The 17,704-nt window shown below is 50.0% G+C and carries 21 protein-coding genes; 10 read left to right on the plus strand and 11 right to left on the minus strand.

The features are described from left to right. Positions 1-28: 28 nt before the first annotated feature. From G434_RS01660 to rimO, 3 genes are all read right to left on the minus strand, one after another. Positions 29-358: a helix-turn-helix domain-containing protein gene (locus G434_RS01660; protein WP_001280945.1), complete on the minus strand. Its 330-nt coding sequence runs from the start codon at positions 356-358 to the stop codon at positions 29-31. Then, complete coding sequence (locus tag G434_RS01655; protein ID WP_000539521.1) at positions 348-734, minus strand: type II toxin-antitoxin system RelE/ParE family toxin; 387 nt, start codon at positions 732-734, stop codon at positions 348-350. The genes G434_RS01660 and G434_RS01655 overlap by 11 nt, the downstream gene beginning before the upstream one ends. Positions 735-959: 225 nt before the next feature. Beyond that, a complete protein-coding gene (gene rimO / locus G434_RS01650; protein ID WP_000049367.1) occupies positions 960-2,285 on the minus strand; it encodes a 30S ribosomal protein S12 methylthiotransferase RimO in 1,326 nt (441 codons plus the stop codon). A 212-nt stretch (positions 2,286-2,497) separates the two neighbouring features. On the opposite strand from rimO, the gene bssR reads away from it, so the two are divergent. Both bssR and yliI read left to right on the plus strand, forming a co-directional pair. After that, positions 2,498-2,881, plus strand: coding sequence for a biofilm formation regulator BssR (gene bssR, locus G434_RS01645; RefSeq protein WP_000497137.1), 384 nt, complete (start codon positions 2,498-2,500; stop codon positions 2,879-2,881). A gap of 110 nt (positions 2,882-2,991) precedes the next feature. Beyond that, entirely contained in the window at positions 2,992-4,107 is a 1,116-nt protein-coding gene (gene yliI, locus G434_RS01640; protein WP_000555038.1) for an aldose sugar dehydrogenase YliI, read from the plus strand. On the opposite strand, the gene gstB is transcribed toward yliI, so the two are convergent. Continuing rightward, positions 4,104-4,730 carry a glutathione S-transferase GstB gene (gstB, locus tag G434_RS01635; RefSeq protein WP_001295292.1) on the minus strand — a complete coding sequence of 209 codons (627 nt, stop codon included), beginning with the start codon at positions 4,728-4,730 and terminating at the stop codon, positions 4,104-4,106. The genes yliI and gstB overlap by 4 nt on opposite strands. 246 nt (positions 4,731-4,976) lie before the next feature. Here gstB and dacC point away from each other — a divergent pair, with 246 nt between their 5' ends. Continuing rightward, entirely contained in the window at positions 4,977-6,179 is a 1,203-nt protein-coding gene (gene dacC / locus G434_RS01630; protein ID WP_000195961.1) for a serine-type D-Ala-D-Ala carboxypeptidase, read from the plus strand. Between the two features lie 46 nt (positions 6,180-6,225). Here the strand turns inward: dacC and deoR are convergent, their stop codons facing one another. Both deoR and ybjG read right to left on the minus strand, forming a co-directional pair. Then, positions 6,226-6,984, minus strand: coding sequence for a DNA-binding transcriptional repressor DeoR (gene deoR / locus G434_RS01625; protein ID WP_000450119.1), 759 nt, complete (start codon positions 6,982-6,984; stop codon positions 6,226-6,228). A 57-nt stretch (positions 6,985-7,041) separates the two neighbouring features. Beyond that, positions 7,042-7,638: an undecaprenyl-diphosphate phosphatase gene (gene ybjG, locus G434_RS01620; RefSeq protein WP_001309379.1), complete on the minus strand. Its 597-nt coding sequence runs from the start codon at positions 7,636-7,638 to the stop codon at positions 7,042-7,044. A gap of 284 nt (positions 7,639-7,922) precedes the next feature. Between ybjG and mdfA the strand changes: the two genes are divergently transcribed. Next, complete coding sequence (gene mdfA / locus G434_RS01615) at positions 7,923-9,155, plus strand: multidrug efflux MFS transporter MdfA (protein ID WP_001309380.1); 1,233 nt, start codon at positions 7,923-7,925, stop codon at positions 9,153-9,155. Between the two features lie 40 nt (positions 9,156-9,195). Here mdfA and ybjH read toward each other — a convergent pair whose 3' ends face one another. From ybjH to G434_RS01600, 3 genes are all read right to left on the minus strand, one after another. Next, a complete protein-coding gene (gene ybjH, locus G434_RS01610) occupies positions 9,196-9,480 on the minus strand; it encodes a protein YbjH (protein ID WP_000605480.1) in 285 nt (94 codons plus the stop codon). Between the two features lie 84 nt (positions 9,481-9,564). Continuing rightward, positions 9,565-10,380: a 5-amino-6-(5-phospho-D-ribitylamino)uracil phosphatase gene (gene ybjI / locus G434_RS01605; protein WP_001305939.1), complete on the minus strand. Its 816-nt coding sequence runs from the start codon at positions 10,378-10,380 to the stop codon at positions 9,565-9,567. Beyond that, a complete protein-coding gene (locus tag G434_RS01600; protein ID WP_000217859.1) occupies positions 10,380-11,588 on the minus strand; it encodes an MFS transporter in 1,209 nt (402 codons plus the stop codon). Before G434_RS01600 ends, ybjI begins: the two co-directional genes overlap by 1 nt. A gap of 83 nt (positions 11,589-11,671) precedes the next feature. On the opposite strand from G434_RS01600, the gene rcdA reads away from it, so the two are divergent. After that, complete coding sequence (rcdA, locus tag G434_RS01595; protein ID WP_001297003.1) at positions 11,672-12,208, plus strand: DNA-binding transcriptional regulator RcdA; 537 nt, start codon at positions 11,672-11,674, stop codon at positions 12,206-12,208. A gap of 174 nt (positions 12,209-12,382) precedes the next feature. On the opposite strand, the gene G434_RS01590 is transcribed toward rcdA, so the two are convergent. Beyond that, the gene (locus G434_RS01590; RefSeq protein ID WP_001024876.1) at positions 12,383-14,068 is read right to left on the minus strand and encodes an aspartate:alanine antiporter; all 1,686 of its coding nucleotides are present in this window, start codon (positions 14,066-14,068) and stop codon (positions 12,383-12,385) included. 269 nt (positions 14,069-14,337) lie between these two features. Between G434_RS01590 and G434_RS01585 the strand changes: the two genes are divergently transcribed. Further along, complete coding sequence (locus G434_RS01585; RefSeq protein WP_000681108.1) at positions 14,338-14,715, plus strand: inner membrane protein YbjM; 378 nt, start codon at positions 14,338-14,340, stop codon at positions 14,713-14,715. Positions 14,716-14,744: 29 nt separating this feature from the next. On the opposite strand, the gene grxA is transcribed toward G434_RS01585, so the two are convergent. Further along, positions 14,745-15,002, minus strand: a complete 258-nt coding sequence (grxA, locus tag G434_RS01580) for a glutaredoxin 1 (RefSeq protein WP_001195231.1) — start codon at positions 15,000-15,002, stop codon at positions 14,745-14,747. A 159-nt stretch (positions 15,003-15,161) separates the two neighbouring features. Between grxA and G434_RS01575 the strand changes: the two genes are divergently transcribed. The 4 genes from G434_RS01575 (at position 15,162) to G434_RS01560 (ending at position 17,682) form a co-directional block, all read left to right on the plus strand. Next, positions 15,162-15,449, plus strand: coding sequence for a DUF1418 family protein (locus G434_RS01575; RefSeq protein ID WP_001201580.1), 288 nt, complete (start codon positions 15,162-15,164; stop codon positions 15,447-15,449). After that, the gene (gene nfsA, locus G434_RS01570; RefSeq protein ID WP_000189140.1) at positions 15,433-16,155 is read left to right on the plus strand and encodes a nitroreductase NfsA; all 723 of its coding nucleotides are present in this window, start codon (positions 15,433-15,435) and stop codon (positions 16,153-16,155) included. The genes G434_RS01575 and nfsA overlap by 17 nt, the downstream gene beginning before the upstream one ends. Before the next feature lie 60 nt (positions 16,156-16,215). Then, complete coding sequence (rimK, locus tag G434_RS01565) at positions 16,216-17,118, plus strand: 30S ribosomal protein S6--L-glutamate ligase (RefSeq protein WP_000684321.1); 903 nt, start codon at positions 16,216-16,218, stop codon at positions 17,116-17,118. Positions 17,119-17,205: 87 nt separating this feature from the next. Next, positions 17,206-17,682 (plus strand): type III secretion system chaperone family protein, encoded by a 477-nt coding sequence (locus tag G434_RS01560; protein WP_000203025.1) that lies wholly within the window; start codon positions 17,206-17,208, stop codon positions 17,680-17,682. Positions 17,683-17,704 lie beyond the last annotated feature (22 nt).

Below are 17,704 nucleotides of genomic sequence, written 5' to 3' on the forward strand. Positions count from 1 at the left end.
TGAATGTGGTAAATCATTTGCAAACATTTTACTTTGCAAAAACTTCCGGTCCTTTTATTGCCAATGTATTCAAAATACGTAGTGCCGGGCCGCTCGGTTTTATTTCATTTCGTTCCCATTTCGAGACACTTTCTTTTGACATTCCCATTGTATGTGCCAGCACGGATTGTGACATGCCGTATCGGGTGCGGATGGCTTTGATCTCTTCACCCGTCATTGATTTGACTTTGGCTATACGGGCGCTGACTTCACGAGCTTTGACCATGACGGCAATGGCATCAACTTCACTATCAGACATCAGGCCCAGTGCATTCAGTTCCTTTGCATCTTCCAGCATCATTTGTAATTTATCGCTCATTTTTCACCTCAATCAAAAAGCCAGTTTCGATCAAATCCTCTATTTGCTTATTGCTAAAGGCCAGAAATGCATTTGCCATTTTTTTGTAGGCCGCCAGTTCATCATCTTCGATTTCTTTGGTTCCTTTACTGCTTAGACCACTCTTGGACCAACCATCATAAAAAAACACATGATTTGCTGATTTAAAAAAGATAATTGTTCTGGCTCCACCACTCTTTCCTTGTTGGAGGGGTAAACGTTTTTTGATGACACCGCTACCTAAATCAGCCTCCCATATGCCCTGCATCACTTCTTCAGCGGCAGCCATGAGAACTTTATCGTGAATACCAAGTTTTTTCGTGCTTTGGCTGAATCGTCTTGCCTTATACACACCCATACATCCATCCTTGTGGTAATGTTTACTATAGTAACCATTACGCTTATTTCAAGTAATTGCGATCAAAACTTTAATTTGGTGTGAAAAAGTGAGAGTTGCCTCGAGTACGATTCATTTTTCTCGATTTATGCGTCAGGGGATTTTGTGCGTAAGGGTAGGACATAGGGAAGGGTAGCAGAGGCAGATCGAAGAACAATATTCTTGTTAGATCTGCCTTAAGATTAATTAAACCCGGCTACCCCACAAATCGTACTCATCGGCGTGCTCGACTTTCACACGCAGGATATCACCCGGCTTAACGTTGGTTTCACCATTGAGATAAACCGCGCCGTCGATTTCCGGTGCATCTGCCATGCTGCGACCAATCGCACCTTCTTCGTCCACTTCGTCGATAATCACCAGAATTTCACGGCCCACTTTCTCTTGCAGGCGCTCGGCGGAAATCTGCTGCTGCAACTGCATGAAACGGTTCCAGCGTTCTTCTTTCACTTCTTCCGGAACCTGGTCAGGCAGGGCATTGGCGTCTGCACCTTCAACCGGGCTGTATTTAAAGCAGCCAACGCGATCCAGACGCGCTTCTTTCAGGAAGTCGAGTAGCATCTGGAAATCTTCTTCTGTCTCGCCAGGGAAGCCGACAATAAAGGTTGAGCGTAGGGTCAGTTCCGGGCAGATTTCGCGCCACTGTTTGATGCGCGCGAGTTGGCGATCTACAGAACCCGGACGCTTCATCAGTTTGAGAATGCGCGGGCTGGCGTGCTGCAACGGAATGTCCAGATACGGCAGGATTTTGCCTTCTGCCATCAGTGGGATGACGTCGTCCACATGCGGATAAGGGTAAACGTAGTGCAGACGTGTCCAGATCCCCAGTTTCGATAACTGTTCGCACAGGCTGACCATGCTGGTTTTTACCGGCTCGCCGTTGTGGAAGCCAGTACGATGTTTAACATCGACGCCATAGGCGGAAGTATCCTGCGAGATCACCAGAATCTCTTTAACGCCCGCATCAACCAGACGTTTCGCTTCACTTAACACTTCGCCAATCGGACGGCTCACCAGGTCGCCGCGCATAGACGGAATAATGCAGAAGGTGCAGCGGTGATTACAGCCTTCAGAAATTTTCAGATAGGCATAATGACGCGGCGTCAGTTTCACGCCTTGTTCTGGCACCAGGCTCAGGAATGGGTTGTGTTTCGGTTTTGGCACGTAGTGATGAACGTGCTCCAGAACCTGCTCATAGCTATGAGGCCCGGTGATTTCCAGCACTTTCGGGTGGACTTCGCGGATCTGATCTTCTTTTGCCCCCAGACAACCGGTCACAATTACCTTGCCGTTTTCATTCAACGCTTCACCAATGGCTTCCAGTGATTCTTGTACCGCGCTGTCAATAAAGCCGCAGGTGTTGACGATCACCATGTCCGCATCGTCATAGCTCGGTACCACGTCATAACCTTCAGTGCGTAGTTCGGTGAGAATACGCTCTGAATCGACAAGGTTTTTCGGACAGCCAAGGGAAACAAAGCCGATTTTCGGCTGGGGAGTTACTTTGCTCATAGCTTAAAAAATATTCAGTTACAGGAAAGGTCAGGGCAGGGATTCTACAGAGTTCTGGATAAAATTTGTATCGCAATCTCATTCGCTGGCGGAGGCGAAGGAAATGTAAATTTTGTTAATTCGGCGTGAAGAATTGATCCTGGACAGCATTTTGCTCAAAAAATAGCCATACTATTTAATTGCAACAAGGCTGGAAAGAGGAGGATCGAAGTATGTTCGTTGACAGACAGCGAATCGATCTGCTGAACCGGTTGATCGACGCACGCGTTGACCTCGCCGCATACGTGCAACTGAGGAAGGCAAAAGGATACATGTCCGTCAGCGAAAGCAATCATCTACGAGATAACTTTTTTAAACTGAATCGCGAACTGCACGATAAATCGCTGCGGTTGAATCTTCATCTGGATCAGGAAGAGTGGAGTGCTCTTCATCATGCTGAAGAAGCATTAGCGACAGCCGCAGTATGTTTGATGAGTGGGCACCATGATTGCCCGACTGTTATTACCGTCAACGCCGATAAGCTTGAAAATTGTCTGATGAGCTTAACGCTGAGTATCCAGAGCCTGCAGAAGCACGCCATGCTTGAGAAGGCCTAAAAACTAAGGGGGAGAAAGCGTCTCCCCCTTCATGTTTAAGTTTTTGTAAAAATGAATTTGTTATCTCCTCCACTGACTACGCTTTAAGCCAGAGTCAATCCGGAGGCGTTATGCATCGACAATCCTTTTTCCTTGTGCCCCTTATTTGTCTTTCTTCCGCTCTCTGGGCGGCTCCTGCAACGGTAAATGTCGAAGTACTGCAAGACAAACTCGACCATCCCTGGGCGCTGGCCTTTTTACCCGATAATCACGGTATGTTAATCACTCTGCGCGGCGGCGAGTTGCGTCACTGGCAAGCAGGAAAAGGATTATCTGCGCCGCTTTCCGGAGTGCCGGACGTTTGGGCGCACGGGCAGGGCGGCCTGCTGGACGTGGTTTTAGCGCCTGATTTTGCTCAGTCTCGCCGCATCTGGTTAAGTTATTCCGAAGTTGGCGATGATGGCAAAGCCGGAACTGCTGTGGGTTATGGCCGCTTAAGTGATGATCTCTCAAAAGTGACCGACTTCCGCACCGTCTTTCGCCAGATGCCAAAACTGTCTACCGGCAACCATTTTGGCGGGCGGCTGGTATTCGACGGTAAAGGTTATCTTTTTGTTGCTCTGGGCGAAAACAATCAGCGCTCGACGGCGCAGGATCTGGATAAATTACAGGGCAAACTGGTGCGTCTGACCGACCTGGGCGAAATCCCGGATGATAATCCTTTTATAAAGGAATCCGGTGTGCGCGCCGAGATCTGGTCTTATGGCATTCGTAATCCGCAAGGAATGGCGATGAATCCGTGGAGTAATGCACTGTGGCTGAATGAACATGGCCCGCGCGGTGGTGATGAAATTAATATCCCGCAAAAAGGCAAAAACTACGGCTGGCCGCTGGCAACCTGGGGAATCAACTATTCGGGCTTTAAGATACCGGAAGCGAAAGGGGAGATCGTCGCCGGGACCGAGCAACCTGTTTTTTACTGGAAAGATTCGCCCGCCGTGAGCGGCATGGCCTTCTATAACAGCGATAAATTCCCCCAGTGGCAGCAAAAATTATTTATTGGCGCGCTGAAAGATAAAGATGTCATTGTGATGAGCGTCAACGGCGACAAAGTGACAGAAGATGGCCGTATTTTAACGGACAGAGGGCAGCGAATTCGTGATGTTCGCACTGGACCCGACGGTTATTTATACGTTCTCACCGACGAGTCCAGTGGGGAATTACTTAAAGTTAGCCCACGCAATTAGCTAACGGGAATCATCACCACTTTGCGCACTGCTGGGCGTTCAGTGAGTTGCTGATACCAGCGTTGCAGATTTGGACGCGGTGTCCAGGTCAGGCCAACGTTAAACAAATTGTAGATGAACGGTGCGATAGCGATATCGCCCACACCAAACTCGTCGCCGGAGAACCATTTTACTTTTGCCAGTTCCGCATCGAGCAGGGCAAACAGGGCGTCGCACTCTTTACAACTGGCATCAATGGCGGCCTGATCGCGCTCTTCCGGTGGTGTTCTGACTAATCCCATCAGGATCCCGCGATGGGCATTACTGAGCGTCTGGTTTGCCCAGTCCATCCATTTTTCTGCTTCCGCACGACGTGCCGGTGAGTCGATCCACAGGCGTTTTTGCCCGTACTGTGCCGCCAGATAGCGGACAATGGCGTTTGATTCCCAAAGAATGAGATCACTTTCGTCGTCACGCAACAACGGCACCAGCCCGTTAGGGTTCATCGCCAGAAAATCAGCATCGTGATTTATCCCAAACTCACGGCCCGCGAGAATTTGCTCATAAGGTAGTTCCAGTTCTTCGAGCGTCAGCAATACTTTTTTTACGTTGGTTGAATTATTCCGACCCCACAGCGTAATCATACTCACCCCTTTTCCGACAGGCAGCCACAGGCTGAACAGGACTCCGATGGTGAAGTAAAGTTAACTTTTAAGCAACAGCTGGCAAAAAAATGACACCAGAAGCAGCGAAGCGGCAGGATATTGCATAAACTTTAAAAACTTTACCAACTTACGGTTTCTTTAAGTTTGTGTGTGCGTTATTAATCACCGAACTTATCATACGGCGATATAACGTATTTTTTTTGAATGGATACTCGGGTGGCATTTATGACGCAATACTCCTCTCTCCTTCGTGGTCTTGCAGCGGGTTCTGCATTTTTATTCCTTTTTGCCCCAACGGCATTCGCGGCGGAACAAACCGTTGAAGCGCCGAGCGTGGATGCGCGTGCATGGATTTTAATGGATTACGCCAGCGGTAAAGTGCTGGCAGAAGGCAATGCGGATGAAAAACTGGACCCCGCGAGCCTGACTAAAATCATGACCAGCTATGTGGTTGGGCAGGCGCTTAAGGCCGATAAGATTAAACTCACCGATATGGTGACGGTCGGTAAAGATGCCTGGGCGACGGGAAATCCGGCACTGCGTGGTTCATCGGTAATGTTCCTTAAACCGGGCGATCAGGTTTCGGTGGCAGACCTGAACAAAGGTGTGATTATCCAGTCCGGTAATGACGCCTGTATTGCGCTGGCCGATTACGTTGCCGGGAGCCAGGAGTCATTTATTGGTCTGATGAATGGTTATGCCAAAAAACTGGGTCTGACCAACACTACCTTCCAGACGGTGCACGGTCTGGATGCGCCGGGGCAGTTCAGTACCGCGCGCGATATGGCATTGCTGGGTAAAGCATTGATCCACGATGTGCCGGAAGAGTATGCCATTCATAAAGAGAAAGAGTTCACCTTCAACAAAATTCGACAGCCTAACCGTAACCGTCTGCTATGGAGCAGCAATCTGAATGTTGATGGCATGAAGACAGGAACCACGGCAGGCGCGGGATATAATCTGGTTGCTTCGGCTACCCAGGGCGATATGCGTTTGATCTCCGTAGTACTGGGTGCGAAAACTGACCGTATCCGTTTTAATGAGTCTGAGAAATTATTGACCTGGGGTTTCCGCTTCTTTGAAACCGTGACGCCAATTAAACCTGATGCCACCTTTGTGACTCAGCGCGTCTGGTTTGGTGATAAGAGCGAAGTGAATCTCGGGGCAGGCGAAGCGGGCTCAGTGACCATACCGCGTGGGCAGCTGAAAAACCTGAAAGCGAGCTACACGTTAACGGAACCGCAGCTTACCGCACCGCTGAAAAAAGGTCAGGTTGTCGGCACCATTGATTTCCAGCTTAACGGTAAATCCATTGAGCAGCGTCCGCTGATCGTGATGGAAAATGTGGAAGAGGGGGGATTCTTTGGTCGGATGTGGGATTTCGTGATGATGAAATTCCATCAGTGGTTCGGCAGCTGGTTCTCTTAATCTTCTGATAACCGGATGGCGCGAAACGTCATCCGGTTATACGTCATTAATACATCAACTTAATACGCTGCGTCTGCGCGTACTTCACATATTCATCTTCCGGGCAACAATCGCTTACCATAATATCAAAGCGTTTCAGGTCACCCATGCGCGCCGGACGCACCTTGCCAAATTTACTGTGGTCGACAACCAGCACATGCTTTTGCGCCATCGACATGGCCCAGTGTTTTACCGGCAACTCTTCAAGATTAAAACAGGTAGCGCCCTTACTGACATGCACCCCCGCCGCGGAATAAAAAGCGATATCCGGGCAAAAATTATTCAGCGTTTGCTGAAAATCGATGGGTTTGAAAATGGCGTTGCTGGCGTGAAATTCACCACCGCAAAGAAACGCGCGGCAATGAGGTTTCTCTTTCAGTGCCAGAAAGGTATTTAGCGAATAACAAACGGCGGTGAAAGGGATTTCATTATCAATCGCTTCAATAATCCACGGTGTGGTGGTGCCACAGTCAAAAAAGAGGGTCTGATCGGGTTCTACCAGCGTCGCAGCCAGTTTTGCCGCCCGGCGTTTTTCTTCCACCAGGCGGGATTTTTGATCGCTTAACAGATAATGGCTGGCACTGCGCGGTTCCAGAACAATATAGCCGCCGAGCAAAACGACGGGCGCACTGTGGTTGTTCAGATCGCGACGAATCGTCATCTCCGAAACCCCAAGCAGGGCGGCGGCGTCTTTAAGATGTAACTTATCGCTGCGTTTTAATTCTTGCAGCAGCTGCCCGATACGCTCTTCGCGACGTGTTTCCATAATCCCTCTGAATAGTTATTGAAGCGAGCCGCTCAATACTACACTTTTTAGCAGAGATCAGTCACGCACCCAGCCTTTGCGGATCGGTAATGCAAAACAGAAGCGATACCACGATTGCAGACGTTGATAGAGTTTATGCCCCATCGCTTGCCAGATAATCTGGGCGCTAAGGCAGCCAATCATACCTGCCAGCAATCCACCGAGCATATCCAGCGGCCAGTGGACGCCAAGATAAACGCGCGACCAGGCAATGACGACGGCCAGCACCATTAAAAGTGAGCCGGACCACAGGCGATGCCAGCATAAAAATGCCAGTGCAAAGGTGAAAATCACCGTACCGTGATCGCTCGGGAATGAGTCATCCGCCGCATGATGCAGGAAGTTATAGCCGATATTTTCGACAAAGGGGCGGTCGTGCGGAAAAAGATGTCCCATCGTCCAGGACACAAACAGGCTGACCGCCAGCGCAATAGCGATTTTTATCACCAGTTGCCGTTGTGCTGTAAGCCCCCACAACCAAAGTATCGCGGCCAGCAACGGCACCACGGTAATCAAATCTTTAGCAATAAAAATCGCCAACGAGATCATCCACGGAGCCGAGTCTGGCGTCGCGTTAATAAGAGAGAATAGAGAGAGATTCAAATTTTCCAGCATAACTTCCCGACGCAAAGTGATTAAAAGGGAGCCAATACAGGCAAGTCGTTGAGAATAAAGTGCAGGTTAAACTGGGTAAAGCGGCATCGTCTTATTTCCCTCAAGCGGCCTGTTTACGGTGGGTGATTGTAACGGGCATAGGTTAAATAAAACTTAAAGAAAGCGTAGCTATACTCGCAATAATGTAAGAATGTGCTTAACCGTGGTTTCAGCTACAAAATTCGCTTTCTCGTTAGCTGCGCTTTTATTAAACTTTGCGCGATTATTATTGGCGAAGAAATTGCATGCAAAATAAATTAGCTTCCGGTGCCAGGCTTGGACGTCAGGCGTTACTTTTCCCTCTCTGTCTGGTGCTGTACGAATTTTCAACCTATATCGGCAACGATATGATTCAACCCGGTATGTTGGCCGTGGTGGAACAATATCAGGCGGGCATTGATTGGGTTCCTACTTCGATGACCGCATATCTGGCGGGCGGGATGTTTTTACAATGGCTCCTGGGGCCGCTGTCGGATCGTATTGGTCGCCGTCCGGTGATGCTGGCGGGGGTGGTGTGGTTTATCATCACCTGTCTGGCAATATTACTGGCGCAAAACATTGAACAATTCACTCTGTTGCGCTTCTTGCAGGGCATAAGCCTCTGTTTCATTGGCGCTGTGGGATACGCCGCAATTCAGGAATCCTTCGAAGAGGCGGTTTGTATCAAGATCACCGCGCTGATGGCGAACGTGGCGCTGATTGCTCCACTACTTGGCCCGCTGGTGGGCGCGGCGTGGATCCATGTGCTGCCCTGGGAAGGGATGTTTGTCTTGTTTGCCGCATTGGCAGCGATCTCCTTTTTCGGTCTGCAACGAGCCATGCCTGAAACCGCCACGCGTATAGGCGAGAAACTGTCGCTGAAAGAACTCGGTCGTGACTATAAGCTGGTGCTGAAGAACGGTCGCTTTGTTGCGGGGGCGCTGGCGCTGGGATTCGTTAGTTTGCCGTTGCTGGCGTGGATCGCCCAGTCGCCGATTATCATCATTACCGGCGAGCAGTTAAGCAGCTATGAATATGGTTTGCTGCAAGTGCCTATTTTCGGGGCGTTAATTGCGGGTAACTTGCTGTTAGCGCGTCTGACCTCGCGCCGCACCGTACGTTCGCTGATTATTATGGGCGGCTGGCCGATTATGATTGGTCTGTTGGTCGCTGCTGCGGCAACGGTTATCTCATCGCATGCGTATTTATGGATGGCCGCCGGGTTAAGTCTTTATGCTTTCGGTATTGGTCTGGCGAATGCGGGACTGGTGCGATTAACTCTGTTTGCCAGCGATATGAGTAAAGGTACGGTTTCTGCGGCGATGGGGATGCTGCAAATGCTGATCTTTACCGTCGGTATTGAAATCAGCAAACATGCCTGGCTGAACGGGGGCAACGGACTGTTTAATCTCTTCAACCTTGTCAACGGAATTTTGTGGCTGTTGCTGATGGTTATCTTTTTAAAAGATAAACAGATGGGAAATTCGCACGAAGGATAAAAAAATGCCTGATTGCTTTGTGCGATCAGGCATTCTCAAATTAATGGTGATGGTCGTCAATCTGGTGTTCGATAACCATCCCTTCACCTACGCTGGCAAGATGGCGAACATAAGGATGCGGGCGGTAAGCCGGAGCTGGCGCGGGAGCCACATAGACGGTTTGCGGCACAGTCGCGACGCTGACCGCTTGTGGAACGCTGACTGAATCAGGAACCACAACCACTTTGTATCCACTCGGCACATCGACGGTGACACTTTGCGCCATCGCCACACCAGTAAAGCCCATTAAAAGCGCGCCCAACAGTAGACAATTTTTCATAATCATTTCGCCTGAAATAATGCAGCGGGTTAATTTGCGCGAATTATGCAGCCTTCATTCAGGTATTGTGTTGCCGGGCGTGCTGCCGTTTTATTGGTTAAATGGCGCTTCGTGTTTAAGCACTTTATCGATCACATCCAGTACGCCTTCACGGTTATTGGAGCCTGCCCGGTATTTTGCCGCTGCGACGACCGCGCTGCCGGCATTTTCCATTGCAAAACTAAAGCCTGCCTGACGCAGCATCTCAATATCGTTACCGCCATCGCCAAAGACCACCACTTCGCTGTCGTCTATTCCCCATAATTTCTGCAGTTGGCGAAGGCCATTGGCTTTATGTACGCCGGGGATAATCAGATCGATACTGCCGTTGCCGGTGTGGACCGGCACCATAATATCGCCGATGGCCTCATGTAATGCTTTTTGTACTTGTGGAATCAGTTCATCGGAAAGATTCAGACCAAACTTAAAGAAGATATCTTCTAAGTTGTCAAAGTTATCGACGTATTCCAGACGGTGATAATACATTTCCGCCACCGTTTTCATGGCATCGTCATATTTTTTGAGGGTATAGGCGCTATTTTTTCCGCAGGCAATAATTTCCACTTCCGGGCGCGTCAGCAAATGTTCCACGACAGTAGCAAACGCATCCTTCGACAGCTCGCCATTAAAAACATCTTTGCCTTCGCTCACTACCCAGCCGCCGTTTTCAGCCACAAAGGCTATTTCATTAGCAATTTCCGGAAAGAAAGAGATCAACTGATAATATTGATTCCCGCTGGCGACCACAAAGCGAATGCCTTGTGCTTTCATTTGCTGATACTGAGCCATAAACCGCTCACGGTTATAGGTTTTTTGATCGCTTAAGAAAGTACCATCCATGTCTACCGCAATTAATTTAATGCTCATCAACTATTCTCCATCGCCGTCTGCGTTTTGGTATCGGGTTTGGCGACGGCTTTCGCGACAATAGCCGCGAGAATAACCAGCGCCAGTACAACCAGCATTGCACTACGTAATCCATAATGTTCGCCGAGATAGCCCAGCAGTGGCGGCCCGACGAGGAAAGCCAGATAACCGGTCGTTGCTACCACACTGACGCGGGTTGGTGCATCGGGGCCGGTATCGCTGGCGGCAGAAATGGTCAGCGGGAAGCCCAGCGAGGCACCCAGTCCCCAAAGTACAACAGACACCCCAGCGACCCAGGCGCTATCGACAAAAATAATCAGCCCAATACCCAACGCTCCCATTAGTGCACTGGCCCGAACCACGGCAACGCGACTGTAACGGTCGATGAACCAACCGCCGGTAAAGCGTCCAACAGTCATCCCCAGGGTAAAACCGGCATAAATCAGCGAGCCGGAAGTAGGGCTAAAACCGTGACCGTCAACCATTAATAAGGGTAACCAGTCGTTGGCAGAACCTTCGGCAAAGGCCATCGCCAGCACCACAACACCAATCAGCAGCAACTGGATATCGCGATAAAAAGGTACGCCTTTTTCACCATGCTGGGTGCCATCGGCAGCATTTTTGCCCGTACCGTCAGGGATTGCCTGAATGGCGATATAAATAGGCGCGATGCCTACCAGCGCCGCCAATAAAATGTGCACCGTTGCCGGAACGCCAAAGGCCGTCAGTGCCATCCCGACACCAGCGCCTGCCAGCGTGCCCAGGCTATAAAAACCGTGCATCATCGGCAAAACCGTCTTATTCATTTCTCGCTCAACGGCAGCACCTTCAACGTTTATCGCCACTTCCGCAGAACCAAAACTTGCCCCAAAGACGCCGAGGCCAACCGCGAAGAGCAGGGGCGATGTCAGCCAGAGTGCCAGACTTAGTATCATCATCCCGATCAATGCGCAGGACATCGTGACCAGGATGACATTACGCGTCCCAAAGCGTTTCACTAACCACGCCGAGCAGAGAATACCGCTCATTGAACCGATCGACAGACCAAAGAGGACTCCGCCCATTTCAGCGATCGAAACAGAAAGAATATCGCGGATAGCAGGCGTACGGGTTGCCCAGGACGCCATTAACAGGCCCGGCAAAAAGAAGAACATAAACAGCGCCCAGGTTCGGCGTTTCAATGCATTACGTGAAGAATTTACGGTCATAGATCACGTCAAAATAAGAAGAGGGAAGACAACATTAGCAAGGTTGTGTACATTTGTACACAATTGCAGAGAGAGGAAATGACATGCGTCGCGCTAACGATCCGCAACGGCGAGAAAAAATTATCCAGGCCACGCTGGAGGCGGTGAAACTTTACGGAATACATGCTGTTACGCACCGCAAAATTGCTACCCTTGCCGGGGTACCGTTGGGGTCGATGACCTACTATTTTTCAGGAATTGATGAGTTGTTGCTGGAGGCGTTCAGCAGTTTTACTGAGATCATGTCCCGGCAATATCAGGCATTTTTTAGCGATGTTAGTGATGCTCAAGGCGCATGCCAGGCTATCACCGATATGATCTACAGCTCACAGGTTGCAACGCCGGATAACATGGAGCTGATGTACCAGCTCTACGCGCTGGCTAGCCGAAAACCGCTATTAAAAACGGTAATGCAAAACTGGATGCAGCGCAGTCAGCAAACGCTCGAACAATGGTTTGAACCCGGAACCGCCCGCGCGCTTGATGCGTTTATTGAGGGGATGACGCTGCATTTTGTCACCGACCGTAAGCCGCTATCGCGCGAGGAGATTTTGAGGATGGTTGAGAGGGTTGCAGGGTAGTAGATAAATTATAGGCAACAAAAAACCCACCAACCTTGAACCGAAATGGCGGGGTTGATGGGCTCCACAAAATGGGGACATCAAAGAAAAGCAGTGGCACTAATTAAGACTGATGCCCTGCGGAAAAGTTCTGCGGTTGTGCAAAAAAATTTCATTTTCAGGGCAACTTCAGTTTTATCCTAATCCTGGCCATACCATGACGATGATTGTCCCTGCCAGCGTCAGCAGGACGTTGGCGATTGCGTAAGTGCCCGCATAGCCCAGCGCCGGGATATTACTGCGAGCTGTATCACTGATGATCTCCATTGCCGGCGCGCAGGTGCGTGCGCCCATCATTGCGCCGAACAACAGTGCGCGGTTCATTCGCAATACATAAGCACCGAACAAGAAGCAGATAACCACTGGCACCAGACTGACAATCAATCCGGCAATCAACATCTGACCGCCAATCGCGCCCAGGCCGTTATTAATACCGCTACCAGCGCTCAGACCAACGCCTGCCATAAACACCATCAAGCCGAACTCCTTCACCATGCTTAATGCGCCCTGCGGAATGTAACCGAAGGTCGGGTGGTTAGCACGCATAAAGCCCAGCATAATTCCGGCGAATAACAACCCGGCAGCGTTTCCCATGCCGAAACTGAATGTGCTGAACTGGAAGGTGATCATCCCGATCATCAGCCCAATAACAAAGAAGGCGCAGAATGCCAGCAAGTCAGTGACCTGGCTGTGAATCGAGATAAAGCCGATGCGATCGGCGATGGTTTTTACCCGGCGGGCATCGCCGCTGACTTGTAAAACGTCACCTTTGTTAAGCACGACGTTGTCATCAATCGGCATCTCAATCTGGCTACGAATGACGCGGTTAAGGAAGCAACCGTGATCGGTCAACTTCAGTTGTGCCAGGCGTTTGCCAACAGCGTTATGGTTTTTAACGACCACTTCTTCAGTGACGATACGCATGTCGAGAAGGTCACGATCGAAAACTTCTTTGCCGTTACGGAAGCTGGGATCGAGTCGGGCGTGGGCGTCGGGGTAGCCTACCAACGCTATTTCATCGCCCATTTGTAGCACGGCATCACCGTCTGGATTTGCCAGAATCCCGTTACGCCGAATACGTTCAATGTAGCAGCCGGTTTGTCGATAAATACCCAGTTCACGCAGATTTTTGCCGTCGGTCCAGGCTACCAGCTCCGGGCCGACGCGGTAGGCGCGGATCACCGGCAAATAAACCTTACGGTTGGCATCTGTGTCCAGGCCACGTTCGCGGGCGATTTGCTGGGCGCTGGTCTGTAAGTCCTGATGCTGCAATTTCGGCAAGTAACGCGCACCAACAATCAAACTCACCAGACCGATTAAATAGGTTAAGGCATACCCGAGGCTCAGATTATCCAGTGCCAGTGAGAGCTGCCTGCTTTCCATGCCGGAATGACGCAGTGTATCGCCAGCACCGACCAAAACCGGTGTTGACGTCATAGAGCCTGCTAACATACCGGCCGTCAGGCCAATATCCCAGCCAAACAGCTTACCTAACCCTAAGGCGATCACCAGCGCACTGCCAACCATCACCAGTGCTAACATTAGGTAATTTTTCCCATCGCGAAAAAAAATGGAAAAAAAGTTCGGTCCGGCTTCGACCCCGACGCAGAAAATAAACAGCATAAAGCCAAGATTAAGCGCGTCGGTGTTAATGCTGAAATGTTGTTGGCCTAATAACAGCGATACGACTAAAACGCCAATGGAATTACCCAGTTGGATCGAACCAAGTCGTAATTTCCCGAGACATAGCCCAAGCGCGAGGACCACAAATAATAACAGAATGTAATTCCCATTTAACAATTCGGCGACGTTTATATTCACGGAGGCTAACTTCTTGTTTACTAGTAAGCTGTTGAAAGAAATGGTAATTTACGATAATGTTTTTTACCAGAATTCAGGGCGCAGATTCATTCAGCGCACCTAAACGATAGTAAAGTAACAATATATTTTACTAGTGTAATCACATTAGGTATCAACGGCTATATGAATTGCGTTGGCCTATATTAGCATGGAATGCGAAGCGGCTTTATCTTACTGAACGCCACACTGGCGAAAAATGTGTTCGATAGACGCAGTGTCAGGAGGAACGAGTGAAACATAAACAACGTTGGGCGGGGGCAATCTGCTGTTTTGTCCTCTTCATTGTGGTGTGCCTTTTTCTGGCGACGCACATGAAAGGCGCTTTTCGGGCTGCCGGGCATCCTGAAATCGGCTTGCTGTTTTTCATTCTTCCTGGAGCAGTTGCCAGCTTCTTTTCACAGCGTAGAGAAGTCTTGAAACCTCTGTTTGGCGCAATGCTGGCGGCACCCTGTTCAATGCTTATTATGCGGCTGTTTTTTTCACCGACGCGCTCATTCTGGCAAGAGCTGGCATGGTTATTAAGTGCGGTGTTCTGGTGTGCGCTGGGGGCACTGTGTTTCTTATTTATCAGTAGTTTGTTTAAACCACAGCACAGAAAAAATCAATAAAGCCCTCAACGCGAGGGCTTGTCAGACGATCAGGCGTCCAGATTCTCTTTCACCCATGCAGCAAAATCGGTATAGCCGCCGATATGTTGCTGATCGACAAAAATCTGCGGCACGGTTTCTACGGGTTTACCTGCCTTTTGTTGTAGATCTTCTTTAGTGATCCCTTCCGCACGAATATCTACATACTGATACTGAAAATCATCGCGTTCATTGCTCAATTTCTCAGCCAGATCTTTTGCACGCACACAGTAAGGGCAACCCGGACGACCAAAAATAACGGTTTGCATTATTTCTCTCCTCATAGATTTATGCCTGTAATGATCACGCTAAAATGAATTCGCTGAAAGTAGGTTTAACCTGTTGCATTAATTGCTAAAAGCTATAACTGTTAAACACAATACAGTGAAAAGTTTTAGACTGAAGGCTCACTTTGCAGAGGGAAGCGTATGCGCGCGATCGGTAAATTGCCTAAAAGCGTGTTGATACTGGAATTTATCGGAATGATGTTGCTGGCGGTGGCGCTGCTGTCGGTAAGCGGCTCCCTGTCGCTGCCTGAGCCATTTTCTCGGCCAGAAGTGCAGATTCTGATGATTTTTCTCGGTGTTTTGCTCATGCTTCCCGCTGCGGTGGTGGTTATTCTTCAGGTGGCAAAACGTCTTGCCCCACAGCTGATGAACCGTCCACCGCAATATTCACGTTCAGAAAGAGAAAAAGATAATGACGCCAACCATTGAACTTATTTGTGGCCATCGCTCCATTCGCCATTTCACTGATGAACCCATTTCCGAAGCGCAGCGTGAGGCGATTATTAACAGCGCCCGTGCGACGTCCAGTTCCAGTTTTTTGCAGTGCAGTAGCATTATTCGCATTACCGACAAAGCGTTACGTGATGAACTGGTGACGCTGACCGGCGGGCAAAAACACGTAGCGCAAGCGGCGGAGTTCTGGGTGTTCTGTGCCGACTTTAACCGCCATTTACAGATCTGTCCGGATGCACAACTTGGCCTGGCGGAACAACTGTTGCTCGGTGTCGTTGATACGGCAATGATGGCGCAGAATGCATTAACCGCAGCGGAATCGCTGGGATTGGGCGGGGTATATATCGGCGGCCTGCGCAATAATATTGAAGCGGTGACGGAGCTGCTGAAATTACCGCAGCATGTTCTGCCGCTGTTTGGGCTGTGCCTTGGCTGGCCTGCGGATAATCCGGATCTTAAGCCGCGTTTACCGTCCTCCATTTTGGTGCATGAAAACAGCTATCAACCGCTGGATAAAGACGCACTGGCGCAGTATGACGAACAACTGGCGGAATATTACCTCACACGTGGCAGCAATAATCGCCGGGATACCTGGAGCGATCATATCCGCCGAACAATCATTAAAGAAAGCCGCCCATTTATACTGGATTATTTGCACAAACAGGGTTGGGCGACGCGCTAAAACCGCCACGCCGATGTATGATACGCGGGCTTTTGACCAGGTCTGACAGAGAGGTGCAGGGTGAAAATTGCCATATTGTCCCGGGATGGAACGCTCTATTCGTGTAAGCGGCTGCGTGAAGCCGCTATACAGCGTGGTCACCTGGTTGAAATTCTTGATCCGCTTTCTTGCTACATGAACATAAATCCTGCGGCGTCTTCTATTCACTACAAAGGCCGCAAGTTACCCCATTTTGACGCAGTGATCCCGCGTATTGGTACCGCCATTACCTTTTATGGGACGGCGGCACTGCGCCAGTTCGAAATGCTGGGGAGCTATCCGCTCAATGAGTCGGTCGCCATTGCCCGGGCGCGTGACAAATTGCGTTCCATGCAACTGCTGGCGCGTCAGGGCATCGACCTGCCTGTCACGGGCATTGCGCATTCGCCGGATGATACCAGCGATTTAATCGACATGGTCGGTGGTGCGCCGCTGGTGGTCAAGTTGGTTGAAGGCACGCAGGGAATTGGCGTCGTGCTGGCGGAGACGCGTCAGGCGGCCGAAAGCGTGATTGACGCTTTCCGCGGTCTGAACGCGCATATTCTGGTGCAGGAATATATCAAAGAGGCGCAAGGGTGCGATATCCGCTGTCTGGTTGTTGGCGATGAAGTGGTCGCTGCGATTGAACGGCGGGCGAAAGAGGGCGATTTTCGTTCCAATTTGCATCGTGGCGGCGCGGCAAGCGTCGCCAGTATCACACCACAGGAGCGTGAAATCGCGATAAAAGCCGCGCGAACGATGGCGCTGGATGTTGCTGGTGTAGATATTTTGCGTGCTAATCGCGGGCCGTTGGTGATGGAAGTGAATGCGTCGCCGGGGCTGGAAGGAATAGAAAAAACCACCGGTATCGACATCGCGGGTAAAATGATCCGCTGGATCGAACGCCACGCTACGACAGAATATTGCCTGAAAACGGGTGGTTAGTCGCAATCACATTACTGATCATGGTTTTGCCTGCGCTTTTTGCGTAAGCTGTGCCGGTCTTTTTATCGAAAGAGGTTGTACAAAATTATGACATCGCTGGTCGTTCCTGGTCTGGATACGCTGCGTCAATGGCTCGATGACCTGGGGATGAGTTTTTTTGAATGTGATAACTGTCAGGCTCTGCATCTGCCCCATATGCAGAATTTCGACGGTGTCTTTGATGCCAAAATCGATCTGATCGATAACACGATCCTGTTTTCTGCCATGGCGGAAGTCCGACCTTCAGCCGTATTGCCCCTGGCGGCAGATTTATCTGCCATCAATGCCAGTTCGCTGACCGTGAAAGCATTTCTTGATATGCAGGATGATAATCTGCCAAAGCTGGTGGTTTGCCAGTCTTTATCCGTTATGCAGGGCGTAACCTATGAGCAGTTTGCATGGTTCGTGCGTCAGAGCGAAGAGCAGATTTCGATGGTCATTCTTGAAGCTAATGCCCATCAACTGCTGTTACCGACTGACGATGAAGGGCAAAACAACGTTACCGAAAACTATTTCCTCCACTGATAACTCCTTTCGAGTACGCAGT

Origin of the sequence: Escherichia sp. KTE172, assembly GCF_000408845.1 — a bacterium.
Lineage (GTDB): Bacteria > Pseudomonadota > Gammaproteobacteria > Enterobacterales > Enterobacteriaceae > Escherichia > Escherichia coli.